The 21,654-nt window shown below is 26.2% G+C and carries 24 protein-coding genes; 12 read left to right on the top strand and 12 right to left on the bottom strand.

The window, feature by feature from the left end:
- Positions 1–124 precede the first annotated feature (124 nt).
- From ftsY to ACXX86_RS02910, 6 genes are all read left to right on the top strand, one after another.
- Positions 125–1,216 (top strand): signal recognition particle-docking protein FtsY, encoded by a 1,092-nt coding sequence (gene ftsY, locus ACXX86_RS02885; protein ID WP_436358699.1) that lies wholly within the window; start codon positions 125–127, stop codon positions 1,214–1,216.
- Positions 1,209–1,445, top strand: coding sequence for a sigma factor-like helix-turn-helix DNA-binding protein (locus tag ACXX86_RS02890; protein WP_436358700.1), 237 nt, complete (start codon positions 1,209–1,211; stop codon positions 1,443–1,445). Before ftsY ends, ACXX86_RS02890 begins: the two co-directional genes overlap by 8 nt.
- Positions 1,438–1,959 (top strand): hypothetical protein, encoded by a 522-nt coding sequence (locus tag ACXX86_RS02895; protein WP_458561096.1) that lies wholly within the window; start codon positions 1,438–1,440, stop codon positions 1,957–1,959. Before ACXX86_RS02890 ends, ACXX86_RS02895 begins: the two co-directional genes overlap by 8 nt.
- A 1-nt stretch (position 1,960) precedes the next feature.
- Positions 1,961–2,878: a DUF4231 domain-containing protein gene (locus ACXX86_RS02900; protein WP_436358702.1), complete on the top strand. Its 918-nt coding sequence runs from the start codon at positions 1,961–1,963 to the stop codon at positions 2,876–2,878.
- A 19-nt stretch (positions 2,879–2,897) separates the two neighbouring features.
- Positions 2,898–3,251: a hypothetical protein gene (locus tag ACXX86_RS02905; RefSeq protein WP_436358703.1), complete on the top strand. Its 354-nt coding sequence runs from the start codon at positions 2,898–2,900 to the stop codon at positions 3,249–3,251.
- Between the two features lie 106 nt (positions 3,252–3,357).
- Positions 3,358–3,834, top strand: coding sequence for a hypothetical protein (locus ACXX86_RS02910; RefSeq protein ID WP_436358704.1), 477 nt, complete (start codon positions 3,358–3,360; stop codon positions 3,832–3,834).
- A 35-nt stretch (positions 3,835–3,869) separates the two neighbouring features.
- Here ACXX86_RS02910 and ACXX86_RS02915 read toward each other — a convergent pair whose 3' ends face one another.
- From ACXX86_RS02915 to ACXX86_RS02925, 3 genes are all read right to left on the bottom strand, one after another.
- Complete coding sequence (locus ACXX86_RS02915) at positions 3,870–4,736, bottom strand: MSC_0882 family membrane protein (protein ID WP_458561097.1); 867 nt, start codon at positions 4,734–4,736, stop codon at positions 3,870–3,872.
- Entirely contained in the window at positions 4,736–6,538 is a 1,803-nt protein-coding gene (gene lepA / locus ACXX86_RS02920) for a translation elongation factor 4 (protein WP_458559526.1), read from the bottom strand. The genes ACXX86_RS02915 and lepA overlap by 1 nt, the downstream gene beginning before the upstream one ends.
- A gap of 108 nt (positions 6,539–6,646) precedes the next feature.
- A complete protein-coding gene (locus tag ACXX86_RS02925; protein ID WP_458560491.1) occupies positions 6,647–6,922 on the bottom strand; it encodes a hypothetical protein in 276 nt (91 codons plus the stop codon).
- Between the two features lie 220 nt (positions 6,923–7,142).
- Here ACXX86_RS02925 and ACXX86_RS02930 point away from each other — a divergent pair, with 220 nt between their 5' ends.
- The 4 genes from ACXX86_RS02930 to ACXX86_RS02945 all read left to right on the top strand — a co-directional run bounded on the left by ACXX86_RS02930 (position 7,143) and on the right by ACXX86_RS02945 (position 12,998).
- The gene (locus ACXX86_RS02930; RefSeq protein WP_436358708.1) at positions 7,143–7,346 is read left to right on the top strand and encodes a heavy-metal-associated domain-containing protein; all 204 of its coding nucleotides are present in this window, start codon (positions 7,143–7,145) and stop codon (positions 7,344–7,346) included.
- A gap of 49 nt (positions 7,347–7,395) precedes the next feature.
- Positions 7,396–9,375 (top strand): heavy metal translocating P-type ATPase, encoded by a 1,980-nt coding sequence (locus tag ACXX86_RS02935; RefSeq protein ID WP_458561098.1) that lies wholly within the window; start codon positions 7,396–7,398, stop codon positions 9,373–9,375.
- A gap of 295 nt (positions 9,376–9,670) precedes the next feature.
- On the top strand, positions 9,671–12,343 hold the full coding sequence (ileS, locus tag ACXX86_RS02940) for an isoleucine--tRNA ligase (protein WP_458561099.1): 2,673 nt from the start codon (positions 9,671–9,673) through the stop codon (positions 12,341–12,343).
- A 31-nt stretch (positions 12,344–12,374) separates the two neighbouring features.
- Positions 12,375–12,998, top strand: a complete 624-nt coding sequence (locus ACXX86_RS02945) for a signal peptidase II (RefSeq protein WP_458561100.1) — start codon at positions 12,375–12,377, stop codon at positions 12,996–12,998.
- Here the strand turns inward: ACXX86_RS02945 and ACXX86_RS02950 are convergent.
- The 9 genes from ACXX86_RS02950 to ACXX86_RS02990 are packed head-to-tail and all read right to left on the bottom strand — an operon-like array spanning position 12,995 to position 20,200.
- The gene (locus ACXX86_RS02950) at positions 12,995–13,480 is read right to left on the bottom strand and encodes an MPN499 family protein (protein ID WP_436358712.1); all 486 of its coding nucleotides are present in this window, start codon (positions 13,478–13,480) and stop codon (positions 12,995–12,997) included. The genes ACXX86_RS02945 and ACXX86_RS02950 overlap by 4 nt on opposite strands.
- A gap of 7 nt (positions 13,481–13,487) precedes the next feature.
- The gene (locus ACXX86_RS02955; protein WP_436358713.1) at positions 13,488–14,354 is read right to left on the bottom strand and encodes an HAD family hydrolase; all 867 of its coding nucleotides are present in this window, start codon (positions 14,352–14,354) and stop codon (positions 13,488–13,490) included.
- Positions 14,338–15,051: an L-ribulose-5-phosphate 4-epimerase gene (locus ACXX86_RS02960; RefSeq protein ID WP_458561101.1), complete on the bottom strand. Its 714-nt coding sequence runs from the start codon at positions 15,049–15,051 to the stop codon at positions 14,338–14,340. Before ACXX86_RS02960 ends, ACXX86_RS02955 begins: the two co-directional genes overlap by 17 nt.
- On the bottom strand, positions 15,044–15,919 hold the full coding sequence (locus ACXX86_RS02965; protein ID WP_436358715.1) for an L-ribulose-5-phosphate 3-epimerase: 876 nt from the start codon (positions 15,917–15,919) through the stop codon (positions 15,044–15,046). Before ACXX86_RS02965 ends, ACXX86_RS02960 begins: the two co-directional genes overlap by 8 nt.
- The gene (locus tag ACXX86_RS02970) at positions 15,894–16,550 is read right to left on the bottom strand and encodes a 3-keto-L-gulonate-6-phosphate decarboxylase UlaD (protein WP_436358716.1); all 657 of its coding nucleotides are present in this window, start codon (positions 16,548–16,550) and stop codon (positions 15,894–15,896) included. Before ACXX86_RS02970 ends, ACXX86_RS02965 begins: the two co-directional genes overlap by 26 nt.
- A 10-nt stretch (positions 16,551–16,560) precedes the next feature.
- Complete coding sequence (locus ACXX86_RS02975) at positions 16,561–17,040, bottom strand: PTS sugar transporter subunit IIA (RefSeq protein ID WP_436358717.1); 480 nt, start codon at positions 17,038–17,040, stop codon at positions 16,561–16,563.
- The gene (locus ACXX86_RS02980) at positions 17,040–17,336 is read right to left on the bottom strand and encodes a PTS sugar transporter subunit IIB (RefSeq protein ID WP_436358718.1); all 297 of its coding nucleotides are present in this window, start codon (positions 17,334–17,336) and stop codon (positions 17,040–17,042) included. Before ACXX86_RS02980 ends, ACXX86_RS02975 begins: the two co-directional genes overlap by 1 nt.
- A 51-nt stretch (positions 17,337–17,387) precedes the next feature.
- The gene (locus ACXX86_RS02985) at positions 17,388–19,121 is read right to left on the bottom strand and encodes a PTS ascorbate transporter subunit IIC (protein WP_436358719.1); all 1,734 of its coding nucleotides are present in this window, start codon (positions 19,119–19,121) and stop codon (positions 17,388–17,390) included.
- 23 nt (positions 19,122–19,144) lie between these two features.
- Positions 19,145–20,200 (bottom strand): phospho-furanose lactonase, encoded by a 1,056-nt coding sequence (locus ACXX86_RS02990; RefSeq protein ID WP_458557277.1) that lies wholly within the window; start codon positions 20,198–20,200, stop codon positions 19,145–19,147.
- Between the two features lie 270 nt (positions 20,201–20,470).
- On the opposite strand from ACXX86_RS02990, the gene ACXX86_RS02995 reads away from it, so the two are divergent.
- Both ACXX86_RS02995 and ACXX86_RS03000 read left to right on the top strand, forming a co-directional pair.
- Positions 20,471–20,728: a hypothetical protein gene (locus ACXX86_RS02995; protein WP_458561102.1), complete on the top strand. Its 258-nt coding sequence runs from the start codon at positions 20,471–20,473 to the stop codon at positions 20,726–20,728.
- A 146-nt stretch (positions 20,729–20,874) separates the two neighbouring features.
- The gene (locus tag ACXX86_RS03000) at positions 20,875–21,609 is read left to right on the top strand and encodes a hypothetical protein (protein ID WP_458561103.1); all 735 of its coding nucleotides are present in this window, start codon (positions 20,875–20,877) and stop codon (positions 21,607–21,609) included.
- Positions 21,610–21,654 lie beyond the last annotated feature (45 nt).

A 21,654-nucleotide genomic window follows, 5' to 3' on the forward strand; every position in this document is an offset into this window, starting at 1 on the left:
TCCCATACTTTAAATTTTACTTTAAAGTGGTGCACTTGATCTTACAATTAAGCAATAAGTACCTGAAGGTACTTTTTTTATTTATATTTTAGAATTTTTTTTATAAACATTTATAATTATAATTATGAAATTTTTTGAAAAACTAAAAACAAGATTATTCGGTTCAAAAGAAGATAAAGAAAAACTTAAAGAACTTGAATTAGAAAAGAAAAAAGAAAAATTAGAAAAGAAAATTGAAAAAGATTTAGAAAAGAAAATAATTAAAGAAGACAAAGTAGAAAGATACGTTGCTGGTTTAAAAAAATCCAATGTTTCTTTAACTGAAAAAATTATAAATTTACAAAATTCTTATAAAAAAATTGATGAAGAAATGTTTGAAGAATTAGAAGAAATTCTTATTATGTCTGACATTTCTTATTCGCTTGTTGAAGTGATTATTTATGAAATAAAAAAAGAAGTAAAAAGAGAAAATCTTAGTGATCCTAAATTAATAGGTGAAATTATTGCTGACAAAATTTACACAATTTATGCCAATAATTCAATAATTAACACTCAACTAAACATCGAAGAAAACCGTTTAAATATTATTTTAATGGTTGGTGTTAACGGTTCAGGAAAAACAACATCTATTTCCAAAATAGCAAAAAAATATTGTGACCAAAATAAAAAAGTTTTAGTTGCTGCTGGTGACACTTTTAGAGCTGCTGCCGTAGAACAATTATCTATTTGAGCACAAAGAGCAGGAGCGGATATTATTATGCCTAATCCAAATGAACACGATCCTGCTTCAATAGTTTATAGGTCTTTAGATAAAGCGATTGCTGAAAACTATGATTTATTAATAATAGATACAGCCGGAAGATTACAAAATAAAGTTAATTTAATGAATGAACTTGCTAAAATTAATAACATTATTCAAAAAAGAATACCGGAAGCACCTCATGAATCTTTATTAGTTATTGATGCAACTACAGGTCAAAACGGAATTTCTCAAGCTATGCACTTTAAAGAAGTAACCCCTATTTCTGGTATTGTTTTAACTAAAATGGACGGTACAAGTAAAGGTGGAATAATTCTTTCCATAAAGGAAAAACTTGATTTAGATGTTAAATTAATAGGTCTTGGTGAAAAAATGGAAGATTTAGAAGAGTTTGATTTAGATGCATTTATTTATGCTTTAACTAAAGACTTTATGAATAAGGAAAGCAATGAGTAATATCGAAGATAGAGATTTATTAATTAAATTATTCGATAAATATTCTTCATTATTAACACAAAATCAAAAACAAATTTTCCAGCTTTTTTATTTTGAAGATCTTTCATTGGCAGAAATTGCAGAAATTTGTGCCACAACAAGAAGTGCAGTTTTTGATTCATTGAAAAAAACAAAAACTAAATTAACTAAATTTTATAAAGAAATAGAGAAAGGAGAAATAGATGTTTAAACCTAATGTAAAAATAATAAAACATATAGAAAATAAGATAAAAAGTTTGAAAAAAATATCAAAAATATATTTTTGAGCAAACATTGCTTTTTCAGCATTAATTATTATCTTAAATATTTACTCTATAATTAGCGCTATTATCTATTTAGACTATGCTGCCACTGAGTTAGTTAAAGATAATTCAGAGATAGGAAGACACATAACTTCAAAAAGTCAATGAATTGAAATTTTAAAAACTCTTTCATATACTGCGATTTTTGTTGTATTTCTTATCACCATCTTTTTCCTAAGTTTATTTTTAGCTATATTTAAAACTTCTTTTCACTACAATCAATATAAAAAAGTCCAAAAACAGTTAACTTATTTACTCATAAAATATGAATCACAAGATGAAGAATATACCATTGAACAATTTAAGAAAGAATTAGAGTTAGTTGAACCTATACTAATTAACAGAAACAAAAAAAGTCTAAAAAAAGAATTAAAATCAACTCTATTGAAGAAGGTAAACTAATATGGAAATTGAAAAAAAATACAAGAAAATATATAATATTCTTTTTTCCAAAGTTTTTGTATTAAGATTTCTTTTCTTTACATTAACTTTTGTGACTTTTATTTTGGTCTTTTTAAGTTCTATGCTTACTGCTTATTTTTTAGCCGGAGTAGGAGAAAGATTTAGACCGGTATTGCCAGAACAATTCACAAACAGCGAATTTAGAAATAACTATGCAATTATAATTGCTTGATTATCTGCTTCAGGTAGTTTCATAACATCTATTATTTCTTTCTTTGCAATGCAAGCAAAATACAAGAAAAATAAAAAAGCTCTTACTACTATAAAACTAGAAAAAGCTCTATATGATGCTAATCTTGGTCTGTACAAAAAAAACAAACATAAAGGAGAAATCCTTTTAAAAAGATTATTTTTAATATTAAAATGAAACTATCTAGATAGAGAAAGTGATGTGTCTTCAGAAACTATTCTTGCAAGTCAAACACATAAAAAATATGTATTAAAAAACCTAGAAAATATGGAAGAAAAGGAATTATTACAACTTGTAAATAAAACAAGAAACAAGTACAAAAGAAAATTTATAATTTCATACTATTTATTTTTATTACTTAATATTTTAGTAATAGTTATGACTTCCTTAATGATTGTATTCAACTTATACTCATTAAGATTTAATCAATTTCCTGACATAAAAGGAACAGAAAAATCAATTTATTACTTACTAGAAATAACTTTAGCTTCTGCTTTAACAACCTTACTTACTTCTATTTCTTCCTTTTTTGCCTTTGGAGAAAAAAGAGAAAAAATTAATAGTGATATTAAAGAGTTAGAAAAAAAATTAGAAGAATTTAAAACAGTTCCAATTGAAAATCTAAATGAATGAATTGAATCTATATCAAATTATGGAGAATTATTATAAAATTTAATATAATTAAAATATGTGATTACCAATAATTCAAATTATAATTTTCTTTTTATGAAATATAGCATCTGCTGCTATTTTATATAACAGAATTAAAAAACCTTATAAAACATTTAGAAAAACTCATGTATGAGGAAAAATAGAAAAATTCAATTTACTAACTTATAACACTTATGTTTTTGCTTCATTAGGTGGTTTAGTTAATGTAATTTATCAATTATTTAATAACCATTTTTCTTTATCTGTTGCAGTTTTCTTAACATTATTTTCTACTTTAATTTATATTCTTTCTGTTTCTTTTTATAGTTTAGAAATTTATGTTTATTTTAAAGTAAAACAAAATCCTTTATGATTATATAAAGAAAAATAAAGAAAAGAGTTTTTAAAAATTCTTTTCTTTTTTTCAGTTCTTTTATAAAAACGCTTTTTGTATTATAATTATTTAGTAATTTTATTACATAACAAATAGGAGTGATATGAAAAATAAAGAAAATACTCAAGTTGAACTTACAATTAAAGAAACAAAAATTAAAAAAGTTATTGGTTATGCTTCTAGAGAAAATTTCTTTATGTTTTGATTGCCTTTTATATTATTTGCATTGTTTTCAATTTTTCACGGAATAATTTATGCTATTCTTCCTTTAGAAAGACAAAATTCATATAAAATAGCATATTCAATTATTTCAGCAATAACAATTTTAATATCTATAATTTTATTGATATTTTTTATAATTAATTTTGTTAATAATAGAAAAGCTTTAAAACAATTAGGAAAAAAAGCAGGAGATGAAGAAATTCAACTTTCATTATCTAAAAACAAATCAGTAAGAATTTCTACATTAAGTAAATATTATGCTGCATTAGATGCAATTGAGCAACTTGATAAACACGAAAGATATTTAAAATGAGCTAAGAAAAATTCAAGCTTCTTCGATTTTCTTTTTGTGTTCTAAATAAAACAAATAAAATAAAAATAAAGGAATTTCCTTTATTTTTTTCTTTTTAAAATTATTCTTTTTACTATCAATAAGGTAATTATAGGAAGAATTAAAATGATAGCAATAGATAAGAAAAATAATTTTAAATATCCTTTATTCATTTTAATCTTCATTTGATCAATTTCTGTATCTTTAACTATTTGATAACCAAAATAATCTTGTATATCATTTGTTCTTTTTTTTCTTGCTATAGTCAATATTGCTCAAATAACAATATTTCCTAAAATAATTAAAGAAAGAATTATTGAAAGCAATTGTGGATTGGGACTTAAAGCACTAATTCAAGCTTTAAAATTTAAAAATATATCGTGATAATTTTTATCTTTAAAATATCATATAAATAAAGTAAAAATACCCATATAAAATATAGAAAAGACTAAGAATCAGTTGTGATGAATTTGTTGTTTTATTAACTTTTTATACAACTGAGCTATAAATGTTGGAATAGCTTGTGTATTTTTTTCTAATTCTATTCTATAAAACTTTAAAGCCTTTTTAATAGAAGAAAATTCAATTAACTTCATTATAAATTTAAAAAAAGAATATGATAATAAACCAACAGGAATAATAAATCAACTTCAACTATAATCTCTATCAACAATTTTCATTGCTTTAAAACTATTTGTTGCAATAAGCGTTATTAAAATAGAAATTATTAATATCATTATTGAATAAAACAAAAGCATAGATAGTATGATTTTATTTTCAAGAGCAAAAATTTTATAAGCACCTGTGGGAATTACATTTTCAGGATCTTTATAACTACTTTTATATTTTGGTTGTTTTTTGTCTGTTTCTGCAACTTTAAAATGAGTAAATCTAACAGTTTTCGTGTTATTTAGTGGTGTTATTTTCATTATTTTTTACCACCATTGTTGTCAGTTTTTAAAATTGCTAAGAATGCTTCTTGTGGCACTTCTACAGAACCTATTGCTTTCATACGTTTTTTTCCTTCTTTTTGTTTTTTAAGGAGTTTTTGTCTTCTGGTTGGATCTCCACCATATAATTTTGCTGTAACATCTTTTCTATAAGCTTTTATTGTTTCTCTTGCTATTACCTTTGAACCAATTACCGCTTGAACAGGAACTTCAAATGATTGACGTGGAATAACTTCTTTTAACTTTTCAGTTAGTTCCCTTCCTTTATTATAAGCAAAATCTTTGTGTACAATCATTGAAAGAGCGTCGACTTTATCTCCATTTAAAAGGATGTCTAGTTTAACTAAATTAGATTCTCTATATCCTATTAATTCATATTCAAAAGAAGCATATCCTTTAGAAATAGATTTTAATTTATCAAAAAAATCAAAAATTATTTCTACTAAAGGTAATTCATAAATAACCCTTCTTCTGTTAGCATCTATAAATTCAATGTCAACATAAGTTCCTCTTTTATTTTGTGATAATTCCATAATAGAACCTACATAATTTTCAGGAACTATAATTGATGCTTTAATATAAGGTTCTTCAATTTTTGAAATAAATGTTGGATCAGGTAAATTAGAAGGATTAGCAATAATTTCCATTGAACCATCAGTTTTATATACATGAAATTCTACAGAAGGAGCAGTAGCTATTAAATCAATATTGAATTCTCTTTCTAATCTTTCTTGTAGTATTTCCATATGAAGCATTCCAAGAAATCCAATTCTATAACCAAAACCAAGAGCTTTTGAGGATTCTGGTTCAAAAGTTATTGAAGAATCTGATAAAGAAATTTTTTCTAAAGACTCTTTTAATAAATCATAATCCTTTCCATCTATTGGATAAAATCCTGTATAAACAACAGGTTTTAGTTTTTTATAACCTGGTAAAGCACTATCTGCTGGATTATCAACTAAAGTAATGGTATCTCCTACAGAAATATCCTTAGCATCTCTAATAGAAGCAGCAATTCAACCAACTTCACCAGAAACTAATTCTTCTTTTTTTAATTCAGCAGGAGTTCTAACCCCTAATTCAACCACGTGAAATTTTTTTCCTGAAGAAAATAAAAAGAAATTATCTCCAACTTTAATTTTTCCTTCTACAATTCTTACTAAAAGAACAACTCCTTTATATGGATCAAAATAAGAATCAAAAATTAAAGCTTTTAAAGGTTTATTATCATCTGCTTCTTTAGGTGCGGGAATTTTACTAATTATTGCTTCTAAAACTTGATCAATATTTTGACCAGTTTTTGCAGAAATAAGCACACTTTCATCAGCGGGGATTCCAATAACATTTTCAATTTCTTTTTTAACCCTTTCTGGATCGGCAGAAGGTAAATCAACCTTATTGATTATTGGAATGATTTCTAAGTTATTATCAATTGCCAAATATACATTAGCTAATGTTTGAGCCTCTATTCCTTGTGTAGCATCAACAAGAAGTAAAGCTCCTTCTGTTGCTGCTAACGATCTAGAAACTTCATAAGTAAAATCAACATGACCAGGAGTATCAATCAAATGAAAAGTAAAATCCTTGTACTTTAGTTGTACAGCGTTTAATTTTATTGTAATTCCTCTTTCTTTTTCCAAGTCCATTGAATCTAAATGTTGAGTTTTTAATTCCCTTTTAGCAACAGCACCAGTTAATTCTAGTATTCTATCAGCTAATGTTGATTTTCCATGATCAATGTGTGCAATTATACAAAAATTTCTTATATTCTCTTTCTTCATATTTATAAATTTTACAATATTTTTATAAAACAAATATTAAAAAAGAACCTTTTCTTAAGGTTCTAAAAATTAGTTTGTTGTAGTAGTGCTTGGATTGTTAGTTGAAGTTTATGCTTCTTTGTTAGAATTGTCTTTATTTTTATCATCTTGAATTCTTTGAGTTGTAGGAACAGATGGATTTACAGAATTATCTCTTTGCACTTTTTGAACAATTAGTCAAACAGAAGCACCTAAAAATACAGCAGATGCAAATCCTAAGAAAATTCCTCAAAGTCATCTGTTATTTCTTCCTTGTCTTGTTTTAGCTTTTCTACTTTCTTTTGATTTTTTTTGAGATTTTTCTTGTTTTACTTCTTTTTCTTCTAACGTCATTTCTTTTTTCATATTACCTCATTAATTTAAATATATAAAATTATAACATTTTTATTATTTATTTTTATTTTTTTCTGTTTTTTGTAGATAAAATTATTCACTACAAAATAAAAAATCTCAAAATTTTGCCTTTTTTTTATTCAAAACATAAAAAAATAAAAAATTTTTAAGTGCGTTTATATAATATAATCGAAATAAATTTAAATTTATTCATAAAAACAAGGAGGAAAAAATGTCAAGATATTTTACTATCAATGTTTCATGTGCATCATGTAAATCAAATATTGATAAACAGTTTCAACAATATCCTGAAATTAAATATTCACTTAATTTAATGGATAAAATGTTAAAAGTAGATGCAGATGATGAACTTTATCCAGATGAATTAATTATAAAATTAGCAAAACAGGCTGGATATGATGCTGAACCATACTAAAAAATTTTGGTCAAAATTTTTAAGATGAATTTGAACCCCATTTAACAATATGGTAATTCAAATTATCATCTTTATCCCTTTTTTCTTAGTTATTTTAACTAATATAATTGGTGCAATTAACAATAAACACGAAATTATTTATAATAATCAACAAAATTGAGTTTTTATAGTTTTAGGGATTCTTGCAACCTTTATTGTTTTTGCAGTTTCGGTAGAATACTTCAAAAACTATGTAAGACTATTTAAAGGTGTAATGAATATGAACCTTTTAATTGCAATCGGGGTTCATATATCTTATTTTTACTCATTAATAATGACTTTATATACTTTATTTTCTAAAGATGGTGGATACTACAAAATAGAAATGTATTTTTGAGAGGTTCCTTCTGCTTTACTTCTTTTTGTGTCCATTGGACACTATTTAGAAAATAAATTAATGAGGAAATCAAGTATAGGAATTAAAGAATTATTAAAATTACAAAATCGCTATTCAATGCTTGTTTTAGAAGATGGAACAACTAAAAAAGTATCAACAAGTACTTTAAAAGTAGGTGATGTCATCATTTTACCAAAAGGGCAAAACGTGCCTATTGATGGAATAATTTTAGAAAATACTTCTGAGTTAGATATGGCAGCAATTAATGGTGAACCTTTACCAAAAACCGTGCAACCAGGGGATTTTGTGGTTTCTGGTGCTATCAATTTAACTGCTTCACTAAAAATTCAAGTACAAAAAACAGCAAGAGAATCTACTCTTGCTAAAATCATTGATAAACTTGAAAATATAGTTGATTCAACTTCGAAAATACAGAGATTAGCTGATGTAATAGTTAAATATTTTATTCCTGTTATTTTATCAATTGCTCTTATAAGTTTTCTTGCTTGAACAATTTCTTTATATCTAATTGATTCTAAGTATTGACCTTCTTATTTAGAAAAAGATCTACAACCAATTTATTATGGAATAAAAATTGGCGTAACTGTTGTTGTTATAGCTTGTCCTTGTGCTTTTGGAATTGCGGCTCCTGCTGCTATTTATTCTGCAAGCGGACTTGCAACAAAAAATAAAATTCTCTTTTCTTCTGCTGATGTTTATGAAAAACTTAAAAAAGCAAAATACCTAATTTTTGACAAAACAGGAACATTAACAAAAGGAAAACCTGAAATTGTTAAAGTTTTTGGAGATAGCAATTTTGAAACAATTGTTCAAAGTTTAGCTAGCAAATCTCACCACCCTTTATCTCAAGTTATAACTAATTATAAAAAATTTAATCCCGTTTCTATTTCTAATGAAAAAGAGATTCCGGGATATGGAATCATAGGTGAATTTGAACAAAGTCAATACGAACTTGGATCTTATAAAAAAATGTTAGAAAAAGGTTTTATTGACAAAGTAAAAATCAATTCTTTTGAAGCATATAGTTATGTTGCTCTTTCAAAGGACAATAAAATAGTTTTTGTTTATGCTCTTGGTGATCAAATCAAGCAAGATGCTAAAAAAATAATAGAAAAATTTCATAAACTCGGATTAGAAGTAGTTATTGCTTCTGGAGATAATAAAGAAGTTGTAAAACAAATTGCATCTGAGTTGAATATAAAGGAATTTTACGGACAATTGCAACCAGAAGATAAACTCAAATTAATAAGTGAATACAAAGAAAAAGGTGAAACTATCTTTGTTGGAGATGGCCTAAATGATATTTTAGCTATTAAACAAGCAGATTTAGGAATTGCTTTTGCAAGTGGGTCTGATTTGGTAAATAGTACAGCCGATATTTCATTAATGACTAATGAATTATATGCTGTTTATCAAGCAATTTATTTAGCTAAAAAAACATTAATGGTTATCAAAATGAATTTTATTTGAGCTTTCTTATTTAATTCACTTGCAATTCCTTTAGCTATTAGTGGATTAATTTTTCCTTGAATAGCTGCTCTTATAATGATTCTTTCCAATATTTTACTTTTAGTAAATACACTATACTTTAAAAGACATACATCTAAAAAACTCAAAACTATTGTTGAATAATTTATATTTGGATAAAAATTGTAAATAAACAATAATTTAAAAACAAAAAAATGAATTTTTTCTATTTTTTTTATATAATTTAAAAATAATAGAATATCGATGACGAAGACACGTTCAAAGAGTTAAAGCACTAGAGAATTGACGGTTGGTGCAAGTCAATCTGGATCCTTTGAATATCACTTCCGAGACCTAACAAGGCGTTTGGTTCACGAAACGAACAAAAAAGAGAATCTGATTCAAGGTGGTACGTTAGTCCTTGAATGCAGATTTTTATTTTATTTAAAAAGGAGTAGTTATGGAAAAACAATATAAAGATACTTTAAATATGCCTCAAACAGATTTTGAAATGAAGGCAAATTTAGTTGAAAAAGAAAAAAAATACAGACAATTCTGACTCGAAAAAGAAATTTACCAACAAGTTTTAAAGAAAAATAAAGGTAAACCACAATATGTTTTACACGATGGTCCACCTTATGCAAATGGAAACATCCATTTAGGACATGCTCTAAATAAAATTATTAAAGATATTATAGTTAGATATAAAAGTATGAGTGGTTTCTACTCACCTTTTGTAAATGGTTGAGATACTCATGGTCTACCTATTGAGTTAAAAATGCTACAGAATTTGAATAAAAATCAAAAAGATTTTTCTATTTTAGAACTTAGAAAAGAATCAAAAAAATATGCTTTAGAGCAAATAGAAAATCAAAAAAATCAAATGCAAAAATTACAAATGCTTAGTGATTTTAAAGAAATTTATATAACATTAAGACCTGAATTTGAAGCAAAACAACTTGAATTACTTAAAAAAATGGCTTTAGATGGTTTATTAAGAAAAGGATTAAAACCAGTATATTGATCACCTTCAAGCCAAACAGCTTTAGCTGAAGCTGAAGTAGAATATGCAGAACACAGATCTCCTTCAATTTATGTTAGTTATCTTGTTACAAAGGGAAATTCCTTTATAAAAGAAAATGATAATCTAATTATTTGAACAACAACTCCTTGAACTTTAATTGCTAACTCAGGTGTTGCTATTGGGCAAGATTTTGATTATTCTAGAGTTCAAGTACAAGAAAAAATTTATATAGTAGCAACTGAATTGGTTGAAAAACTTGCAGCAGAGTTTAAATGAGAATCATATAAAATTCTTGAAACTACAAAAGGGAAAGAATTATATGGAGCAGAATACATAAGACCTATAAAAAGAGATTTAACTGGTAAAGTGGTTTTAGGACATCACGTAGAAATCACAGCAGGTACTGGTCTTGTTCATATGGCTCCTTTATTTGGTGAAGATGACTTCTTAATTGGTAAAAAAGAAAATCTAGATATGATAATGCACGTTGCTGATGATGGAACTCTAAATAAAGAAGCAGAACAATATGAAGGAATGTTCTATGAAGACGCTAATAAAGAAATAGGAATGTTTTTAGAATCAAAAGGTGAATTATTAAAATTACAATTTATAAAACACTCATATCCACATGATTGAAGAACTAAAAAACCTATTATATTTAGAGGAACACCACAATGATTTGTTTCAATTGATAAATTTAAAAATAAAATTTTAGAAGCTATTGATGAAGTTAAATTCTTCAATGAATGAGGTAAAAAACGTTTATCAAAAATGATTGAAAATCGTGCTGAATGAACAATTTCCAGACAAAGAACTTGAGGAGTTCCAATCACAATTTTCTATGATAAAAACAGAGATCCTGTGATTAACGAAGAAATTTTTGACTATGTAATTAATTTAGTCAAACAAAACGGAAGCGATGTTTGATATGAAAAAGAAGTTGATGATCTTTTACCTGAAAAATATAGAAATTTAGGTTGAACAAAAGAAAAAGATATTATGGATGTTTGATTTGATTCTGGTTCTACTTCTATAGGAGTAGAAATAGAAGGAACAACAAAACCTTTTGATTTATACTTTGAAGGTTCAGATCAATATCGTGGTTGATTTAACTCTTCTTTAATTAATTCAGTAGTTTATAGAGGAACTGCTCCATATAAAGAACTGCTTTCACACGGATTTATTGTTGATGAAAAAGGACAAAAAATGTCTAAATCTCTTGGTAATGGAGTTGAACCAATTGACCTAATTAACAAACACGGAGCTGATGTTTTAAGACTTTGAGTTTCCAACAGCGAATATTCTGATGATATTTCTTATTCAACTAAAATTTTTGAACAAAACATAGAAATATACAGAAAAATAAGAAATACAATTAGATTTTTACTTGGAAATATTAATGATTTTGATTATGAAAAAATTGACAATATTCAACTTGAAGGAATACATGAATTTATTGCTAATAAAATTAATAAGTTAAATAATGAAATTATTAAGCACTATAATGACTTTAGATTCTTGTTGGTTGTAAAAGAAATAAATAATTTCATTATTGATTTTTCTGGATTTTATCTTTCTATAACTAAAGATAGTTTATATGCAGATAAAAAAAATTCGCCAGAAAGATTAATGATTCAAAAAAACCTTTACAACTTAACTCAATTACTTTTAATTTCTTTAGCTCCTATTTTACCAACAACAACCGAAGAAGCTTATTCTTTCTTTAAAAAAGAAAATAAACAAATTTCAATTCACTTAGAAGACTTTTTAAAAGAGAAAAAAATTGATGAACAAATAGATCAAGAGTGAAAAGAGTTCTTTACACTTAAAGATGAAATATATAAATTAATTGAAGAACAAATTAAAAATGGAGCTATCAAAAGACAAAATGAAGCTAAAGTTTATATAAAAACAGACAGTGAATTTATTAAAAAAATTAACTTAGTTAAACTCTTAATGGTTGGTACAGTGGAATTTGCAAATGAAACTAAAGTTACTGCTTTTGATTCATTAAAATGTCAAAGATGTTGAAATCACTTTGAAATGACTCAAATTAAAGATGACATATGTTTAAGATGTTTTGAGGTTTTAAAAGATGGACAAAATTAACATTTTTTTCAAGAATTGAAAAACAAAAATTTTGAGTTTTAATAAAAAAAGATTAATAATTAATGCACTTATTACTTTTGGTGTTTTATTAGTTTTAACACTAATTGATCAATTAACTAAAAATCTTATTTTTGAACATCAATATTTTCAAGAAAGAGCTGAATGAATTGATGGAAAAACCCTTTATAATTATGGTTTTATTGGTTTTAGACCTTTATTACATAGAGGTGTAACTTCAGGATTAAATAAATATTTAGGTTTTACGTTAATCCATATTTTCAGTTTATTAATTGTTATTGTTGTTCCTTATTTTATGGTTTTTTCTAAAAAATATTACACATTAGTATTTTTAGGATTTTTATGAGCAGGAACTTTTGGAAATATGCTTGACCGTTTTATAAATCAAAATGGAGTTAAAGATATTTTATTCTTACCATGACACGATAACGGAACATTCAACTTTGCTGATACCTTTATCGTAATTGGTTCCATAGGTTCAACTATAATTTTACTTTACACAAGCTTAATTGAACCTTACTTTAACAAGAAAAAAAATATTAATAATAAAAATGATTTTACAAACAATAGTAATAGTGGAGAAAACCAAACTTTAGATTCAAACAAATCAGAAGAAAAAGAAAACCCAGAAAACTAATCTGGGTTTTTTATTATATTAAAATCTCAATTCGTCCATTCTAATATCAATATATCATTATCACTTGTTTTGTTTTTATTATAAAATTCTTGAAAATATTCATTAGATACAAAAAATATGTTACCTTTATAAATATTATTTATTGTTTTAAAATTAAATCTTATTTTTAAATTGGGTATAACTTCATAATCTATATAGTCATCTTCTTTCATTTTATTTATTTTATTAGCAGGGAGTTCAAAATCCCATTCTCTCTGCTTTATTAACTTATTAAAAAGTATAAAATTCTTATCACCATTAAAAGAAAACTTTATTTCTCTATTTAGTAATTTATTTTGTTCAATTAAATCTTCTAATGATTTTGAAAATTTAATTACAAAATTACGAGATTTAGGAGTAAATAATTTAAATATTGAAGGAACAAGTCAAAAACCTTGCTCTGTTTGATTCACTTTTATTCTTTCTAAAGATTGTTGTTTCATAATAAAATTATATTAAATTTCTAAGAAAATTATATATTCCTTCTTCATCGTTACTATTCGTGGTAAAGGTTGATTTTTCCTTTATTTCTTCTTTTGATTGCCCCATTGCTACTGAAAATTTAGCTACTTCAAACATAGAAACATCATTGTCTTGGTCTCCAAAAACCAAGGTTTTTTCTAAATCTATTTTTTCTATTTTAGAAAGGATTTCCAATGCTTTTCCTTTTGAAGAATTTTCAGGCATTATATCAATGACTTTTTCTTGAGAGTTAATTAAATAAATATTGGTTACTTTTTCTATTTCTTTTTTGAAGTTAGTTATATTGTTAGGTTCAGAATCTGATTTAATAATTAAAAATTTTATAATGCTGTGATTTTGAATATTAAAATAGTTTTCTTTTAAATTGTTGTATTGTGAAAAAACGATATCAAACCTATATTTTTCTTCTTTAGAATCAACTGTATTTTTTAATCAGTTAAATCATTCCGGGAACTCTTTTTTACTGTAAAAACCAAAAATTTTCTTTGTTGTGTAAATTAAAAAAGTTATATTATTTTTAATTAAAATACCAAAAATTTCTTTTGTTTTTTCTTTATTAATAGGATTTTCAAAAATAACTTTGTCTTTTTTAAAATCATAAATTAAAGAACCGTTACAACTAACAATGGGGAAATCAGAATTTATTTTATAGTATTCTTCTTTTGCAAAATAATATGGTCTTCCTGTTATTATTGATGCTTTTATTCCTTTATTTTGTCTTAATTTTTCAATAATTTCTATACTTTTGTTAGTTATTTTCTTTTGTGAATTTAAAAGAGTTCCATCTAAATCAAAAAATATGTTTTCGATTTTTAACTTACTTATTTTGTCCATAATATGCGTTTGGACCGTGTTTTCTTGAATGGTGCTTTAATTGTAAGGTTTTATTAGCTTCTTTTTTATGTGGATCAATAATTAAAGTATTAATTGCCATTTTAGCAATTTCTTCAAGAGTTAAAGCTAAATCTACTGCTTTTTTTGGACTATCCATTGATCAAACAAAAGGTCCGTGTTCTTTTACTAAAGTCGCTTCTGTTGAAGCAAAATCAATTTTATTTTTTCTAAAATGTTCAATAATAACTAAACCTGTATTATGTTCATATGCTCCATTAATTTCGTCATCTGACAATTCTCTAGTACAAGGAACTGCTCCAAAAAAATTATCTGCATGTGTGGTTCCAAAACAAGAAATTTCTTTTCCTGCTTGAGCAAAACCAACAGCAAATGGTGAGTGGGTATGAACAATTCCTTTTATATTTTTATCTTCTTTATATAAAAGTGTATGTGTTGGAGTATCACTAGATGGTTTTAATTTAGAATCAATAACATTATTTTCCATATCAACAATAACCATATCATCTGGTGTCATTGTTTCATAACTAACTCCAGAAGGTTTTATTACCATATATTTTCTGTCTTTTGTGATTCCAGAAACATTTCCTCAAGTATGAATTGCGAGTTTGTACTTATATAGAAGCATATTAGCATCATAAACTTCTTTTTTTAATAATTCAATTTCTTCTTTATTCACCTTTTGCTCTCTTTCATTGTTTTTTATAAAATTCTAAAGCGCCTTTTATTTTATAAATGTTTTTTTCTTTTGATTCATCTGGAAAATTTTTTGATCACATTTCAATTAAAATAGGTACATTAAGGTCATTTCTTTTTATCTCTATTAATGATTTAGCAAAATTAACAGTTCCTTTCCCTCATCCTACTTCTTTAAATTTAGTAGGTAAAGTGTCTTTAAAGTGGAAAGCTACTATTTTTTCTCTTCCTAAAAATATTTCATTTTCTATATCTTTTGTAAATTGATTTAAATTACCTAAATCAGGATAAATATAGAAATTAGGTTCATTTATTTCTTTTAAAAAAGATAAACATTTAGAAATAGTTCCTGCAAAAGGAGTATCCATTGTTTCAAAAGCAAGAGTTATGCTGTATTTTTGTGCTAATTTAGCACATTTTTTCATTCCTTCAATAAACATTTTTTTAGTTTTAGAATTTGAAGTTTCATAATATACATCATAAGCTGCAATTTGAATAATTCTAATTCCTAGTTTTTTTGCAAGTATTATTGCTTTTTCCATTATTTCAAAAGCTTTTTCTCTGGTTTCTTTATTTTGTGAACCAAAAGGGAATCTTCTGTGTGCACTTAAACACATGGAATTAAAATAAAAGTCTTTTTCAATTAATAATTTTCTTAAATCATTAATTTTTTGGTTATCCCATTCTAATCTTTCAAGTCTAAAATCAGATTCATCAACGCTAAATTCGATAAAGTCAAAACCAGCTGCTTTAGCTATATCTATTTTGTCGCTTCAATCAAATTTATTGTTAATTGCTTTTTCATATATTCCTACAAATCTTTTTTTAGTTTCAGTATTTTTTAAACTCATCTTTAAATTCCTTTGCAGCAAGTTCTGGGTTTTCTGCATCTCTAATAGATCTACCTGCTATAAAAATAAATACAGGAATATCTTTAAATAATTTAATATCTTCCACAGTAACTCCACCAGTAACTGTTACCTTAAATCCCATTGATGCTAATTTAGCAACTGTATCAATATCTTTTTGTCCTCAATTTACACCAGAAGCTTGTGCATCTCTTGAACGGTGTCAAACAATTTGTGGAACTAAAGATTTTTTTCAATTTTCAACTTGTTCTCAAGTGAAATTTGTTGTCATTTCGATTTGTAATTCTTTATTTTTCCCATATGTTTGTGAAAGTTTTACTAATTCATCCATTGTTGCATTTTCTGCAGCACAAATTGCAGTAACATAGTCTGCTCCACTTTCAAAAAACATTTTTGCAAAAACTTTCCCTGCATCTGCAATTTTTCCATCTGCAACTATTATTTTGTCAGGAAAAGCTTTTCTTAATTCACTAATTGCTTTTTTCCCTTCAGAAGCAAGTAAAATAGTTCCTACTTCTATAACATCAATATACTTTTCTGCTTTTTTTGCTGATTTAATAGCATCTTCAATTGTTAAATTATCAAGAGCTATTTGTAATAATGGTAATGCCATTTTTCTCCTTTTATTGTAAATATTTTTGAAAATCAGTTTTTGAAATAATTTCTAAAACTTCTTCTTTTGTCTGTGCGTTCATTATTGCTTTTAAATTGTTTTCATCTTCAAAAACAGCAACTATTTGTGGTAATGCTTCAGAAGTGTGTACTTCTGCACTTGTTGCTGCTAAAGCAATTAAAACTCTAACTGGTCTTGAATCGTTTTCAAAATAAACTGGTTCTTTTAAAGTAACTAATGAAAAACTGTTTTCATTAACTCCAGCATCGCTTTGTGCGTGTGGCATTGCTAAGTTATCTGCAATAATATAATAAGGACCGTGTTTTTGTGTGCTTTCAATAACAGCTTCATAGTATTTTTTCTCAACCATTTTTTTATCAATTAATGGTTTTATTGATAAATACACTGCTTCTTTTCAGTCTTTTGCACTTAAATTTAAATTAATTGTTTCGTTTTCTTTTAAAATATTTAATAGGTTTATTTTTGCCATTATTGAATCTCCAAGGCGGATTTAATAGCTTCTCTTATTTCGTTTTCATCCATTAAATTAGTTACACCTACAATTTTTGCTTTTTGATCGTGATTAAACATACTTGATAGGTGTTTTGATGAAATAATGATATCAACTGAATTAGTCATTCCTACTGATTGTCCCATAGATAAAGCATCTACGGTTGCATCGATTCCTAATTCTTTTGTAATTTTTTGTACTTTTAATTTTATAATCATACTGGTTCCCATTCCGTTACCACATGCTGCTATAATTTTTAAAGTTTTATTATTCATTTTTGCCTCTTTTCTTTTAAAAAAAGGTTAGCATAAACTAACCTTTCAGAATTAGTTTGTCACTAATGCTGGTTTTAATTTTAGAACTTTTTGTAATATTGTTGGTTTTGTTTGTGAACCGTTATCTACTATCATTCCCATAACAACCATAGCAATTATTGCTATAGAAACTAAAATTCAAGCAACAACAATATGATATGAAGAAATTCAAATTAATAACCCAAAGAATAAGTTTCAATCTGCCATTCCAATATATCCAGTTGCTACTGGAGAGATATGTGTTCCAAATCCATTTGAAATTGCTCTTGTTGCGAAGGAAATAATTATTATTTCTAAGAAACCAATTAGTCCAGGAAGGATTAAAGCCGCTTTTCAACCACCACTTGCATTTGCGTATACTCCCAATGAACCTGAGTTAAAGAATAATGTAATAAATAATGGAATTGCAACAAAAACAACTGATTGTCCTGGAATAGCTGCTAATCCAATAACAATTGCTACTCCTAAAAATTGTCCAATTACTCCGGATAAAAAACCAAATGTTACAGAGTTGATTGAGAATCCATAAACAGCTGCAACATCAACCGCAACAACTGCTCCTGGAATTATTTTTTCACTAATTCCGTGGAATGATTGTTGTAACTCTGTTATAAACATTCTAACCCCTGTAATAATTGCTAATAATGAAGCAACTATTTTTAGAGATCCACCAAAGATATTTAATACAAAGTTAGCTCCACCAAATGAACTATTTCATATTGCATAATCTTTTGTAAATTTAATTAAATCATTTTCAATAACTTTTGTATGATCTACAGCAATTAAAATAACAAATAATGTTGTAAATAATACTAAAATAATTATTGTTTGTGTAAAGATGTTATCTTCAAATATTTTTAAATATGAAGGTAATTTTTTATTTTCTGCTGAATCATTTTTGTTTCCAAAAAATCTTCCTAGTTTGTATGTAGTAGCAATTGCTCACATTTGTTGGTGTCCAACAGCAAATCCAGCATTTTGTGTTACTACATTTGTTCCTTTTACAGTTGAAGTTGAAGCAGTAGCTCAATAAACACCAAGGAAAATCCCTGACATAATTATTAATCCAACTTGTTCTCCAACTGTGATTGTTCCATCAAAAATTCTAAAGTCTCTAAATAAGATTGCATAGAAAATTGCTGTAACAACGGCTGCTTGTTGTAACATAACGTGCCCTGTAATCATTAAACTATTTGTGTTAGTTCATTTTTTAAGAGCAACCATAATAATATTTACAACAAAACCTAAAATAAATGCAAATGAGATTAAAGATGCATAGTTTGAAGTAAAGTCTTTTCCTGAGAAAAAGGCTTGCTGACTAGCAAGTGAGAAGTAAGGGTCTAAAGGAACGATTCCTACTGAATTTCCACCAATGTGACTTACTCCGTTAAATACAGGTTTTGCTAAACCAACAAGTGTTCCAGAACCTATTTGTAATAAAATAAATCCTATAACTGTTTTTAGAAAACCTATAAAGGATTCTCTAATACCCCTACCAATTACTAGATAACCAACAAAAGTTAGAGAACCTAATAATAAGGCAGGAAGTTTAAAGAAGTTATCTAAATATACTTTGTTTAATAAGAAGAAGAAAGCATCTAATCATGCTTGTCCACTTCATGCATTTGTGTGATTTGCGGCTTTTACTAATAAAGTAGTTAAAATAATTATTAAGTTAATTACTGCAAAAACAACTCAACCTACTATTAAACCTGTTTTTTTCTTTTTGTTTAATTTTTCGATCATTTTTTTACTTTCTTTTATTTTTATTATTTAACTTTTAAAGCTTTTTTAAGTTCTAATACCCGTGGATTAACTTTTGAAACATCATATGTTCTTTTTTCATCAAAAGTTAAAATTTCTCTTGGGTTATTTACAAGAATATCTTGAATTGCTTCATCACTAACACCTACTTGTTTTAATAGTGGGATGAATCTATCAAATAGATATCCTAAACCAAATGTTTGTTTACCTTTTTCAATTCCATAATGTCTTTGATATAGAATTCTTCCTGCATCAAGAGCCATAGTAATGTGTTTTTGGTATCCTTTATCAACTAAATATTTAATGTTTTCTGCAAGAGTTGCATCTGTGTAGTATTTAACTCTGTCAGGTCCATCAAAACATAAAGTAACTCCCAATTCTTTGATTATTTTTTCATAGTAATATTTATCTGGGTTTTTATTTAAGTGTGATAATTGAATTTTTCTTGGATTAGCACCAAAATCAATTAAGTGTTGTGCTGCTTCATAAGCCATTGTTCCTAATTGTGTATGTACTAAAATAGGAGCCCCTGTTTCAATACTGCTTCTTGCTGCAATTTCTAAAGATTTTAATTCTAGTCTATCAATTGCTGCATATCCAGTACCAGCTTTAATAATTCCAGCTTTAGATTTAGATCTTTTAACTACAGGTCCACTGTAATTCATTTCATCCATACCAACTTCAATTTCAGCTTTTACCATTTCAACAATATCATCAATTGGAGCTAGTGATAATCATGAAGCTCCTTTGTCATAAAAGGCTGCTTTATGAAATCCTGTAGCCATAATAATGTTTGCCTTGCCTTTTAATTTTTCAGCAATTTCTAACATTTTATATACATCACGTCCTACATTAGGCGGATCCATTGTTACCATGGTTTTTCCACCTTTAGCAACAAATTCATCCATTTCTTTTAATGATGCATCAACTGACATCATAACAAAATCAGGATGTTCATGTGCTTCTGGTCCATAATTTTTTATAAGGTGATCATGGCAATCTACCACTCCAAGTTCTTTTGGATCAATATCTCCAAGAACTGTTCTAGCAAATTTTTTCATTTTTCCTCCAATTCTTTGCAATCTTATTATATACTAATTTGTTCATATTTGTTCAAAAAAGTTCATAAAAGTTCAATCAGCAAGGCAAAAAGCGTAAAAACGCTTAAAATTTTCTATTTTTTGCTTCGTTTTTTTTTTTTTTTGTTTCACTGTATAATGTTTTTATTGATATATAAATCTTGAAAGGAGAAAATAATGTCATTTGAAAAAGAACAAATTAGAAAAAATAATTTAACTTGTTTCATATTATAAATAGTAAATATAGTTTTAATGTTTTTAATAACATTTTCTTTCTTATTTTTTAATTTATGAGCACTAGCTTTCAAAGGTTTGTTTTTATTGGTAACTTCTGCTATTTATATTACTTATTTGGTGTTTTTAGTTTTATTAACATTAAAACTATCAGTTATATTTAATAACCCAAGTGCAGCAAAAGCTAAAACTGCTTGAATTCTTGCTGCAGTTATTCCCTTTGTTTGAATAGCTGCATTTATTCTAACAAACAGATGAATAGCAGAAATAGATTAAAAATATGTATAAACTTGAAAATTCCTAAAAATACAGTAAATTCCTTTATATTAGGAATTTTTATTTCCCTAAAATGTTTGCTATATCAACTTTTTTTTTTTTTTTTGCAAAAAGTAATAAAATTTAAATAAAAAGAAAGGAATTAAATGAATCAAATCAAACAAATTAAGCAATTAGGAAAATACTCTTTAATTGTCGACATAATTTCTTATGTTTTTATTTTTGTTGCCATAGTTTTAAGTTATCAAATTAACTCTATTATTGGAGTTTCTAAACCAAAAAGCTTTGAAGCTGAAGTAGCAAACTATAAAACAAGAGATTTAATAGTGTTATTCACATTTATAATAGCTGGAATTATAGGATTTGTTGCTGTAATTTTTAAAATAATGGCAAGTGCACTAATATCTAACTTAAATAATACAAAATTAGCCGATGCTAAATTGTATTATGTATTATCTATTTTCTTTGGAATTATCTTTACTTTTATGGGTTATAAAAGACTTGAAGCATTCAAGTATGAAGAACCAATAGAACAGGAAGAAAGACTAAATATTAGAAATTTTTCACAAAAATATGACTCAAATTCTGCTCCTTATGCAAATAGTAATCCAAGATACGGAATAATAAGAGATCAAGAAGAAGATGTGCAAGAATATGAGAAAAATTATCAAATTCAAAATTTAAAAAAGACAAGTAGATTAACTTTAATTTTTGATATTGTTAATGCTGTTTTAATTTTTATTGCAATAATTACTATTGTTATCTCTTTAATCACTGCAGCTTCTGATGTTGCGAGTGGTTCTTATAACTATAATCCAAATTACGGTAGAAACGATAGTGATTTTGTAAGACATATAACAAAATTAGCAGGGGTAGTGTAAGATATTTTGTGTAAATTTCTCTTGCTTACTTTTTAGTAAGAGATT

It is taken from the genome of Mycoplasma sp. CB776 (assembly GCF_054343395.1).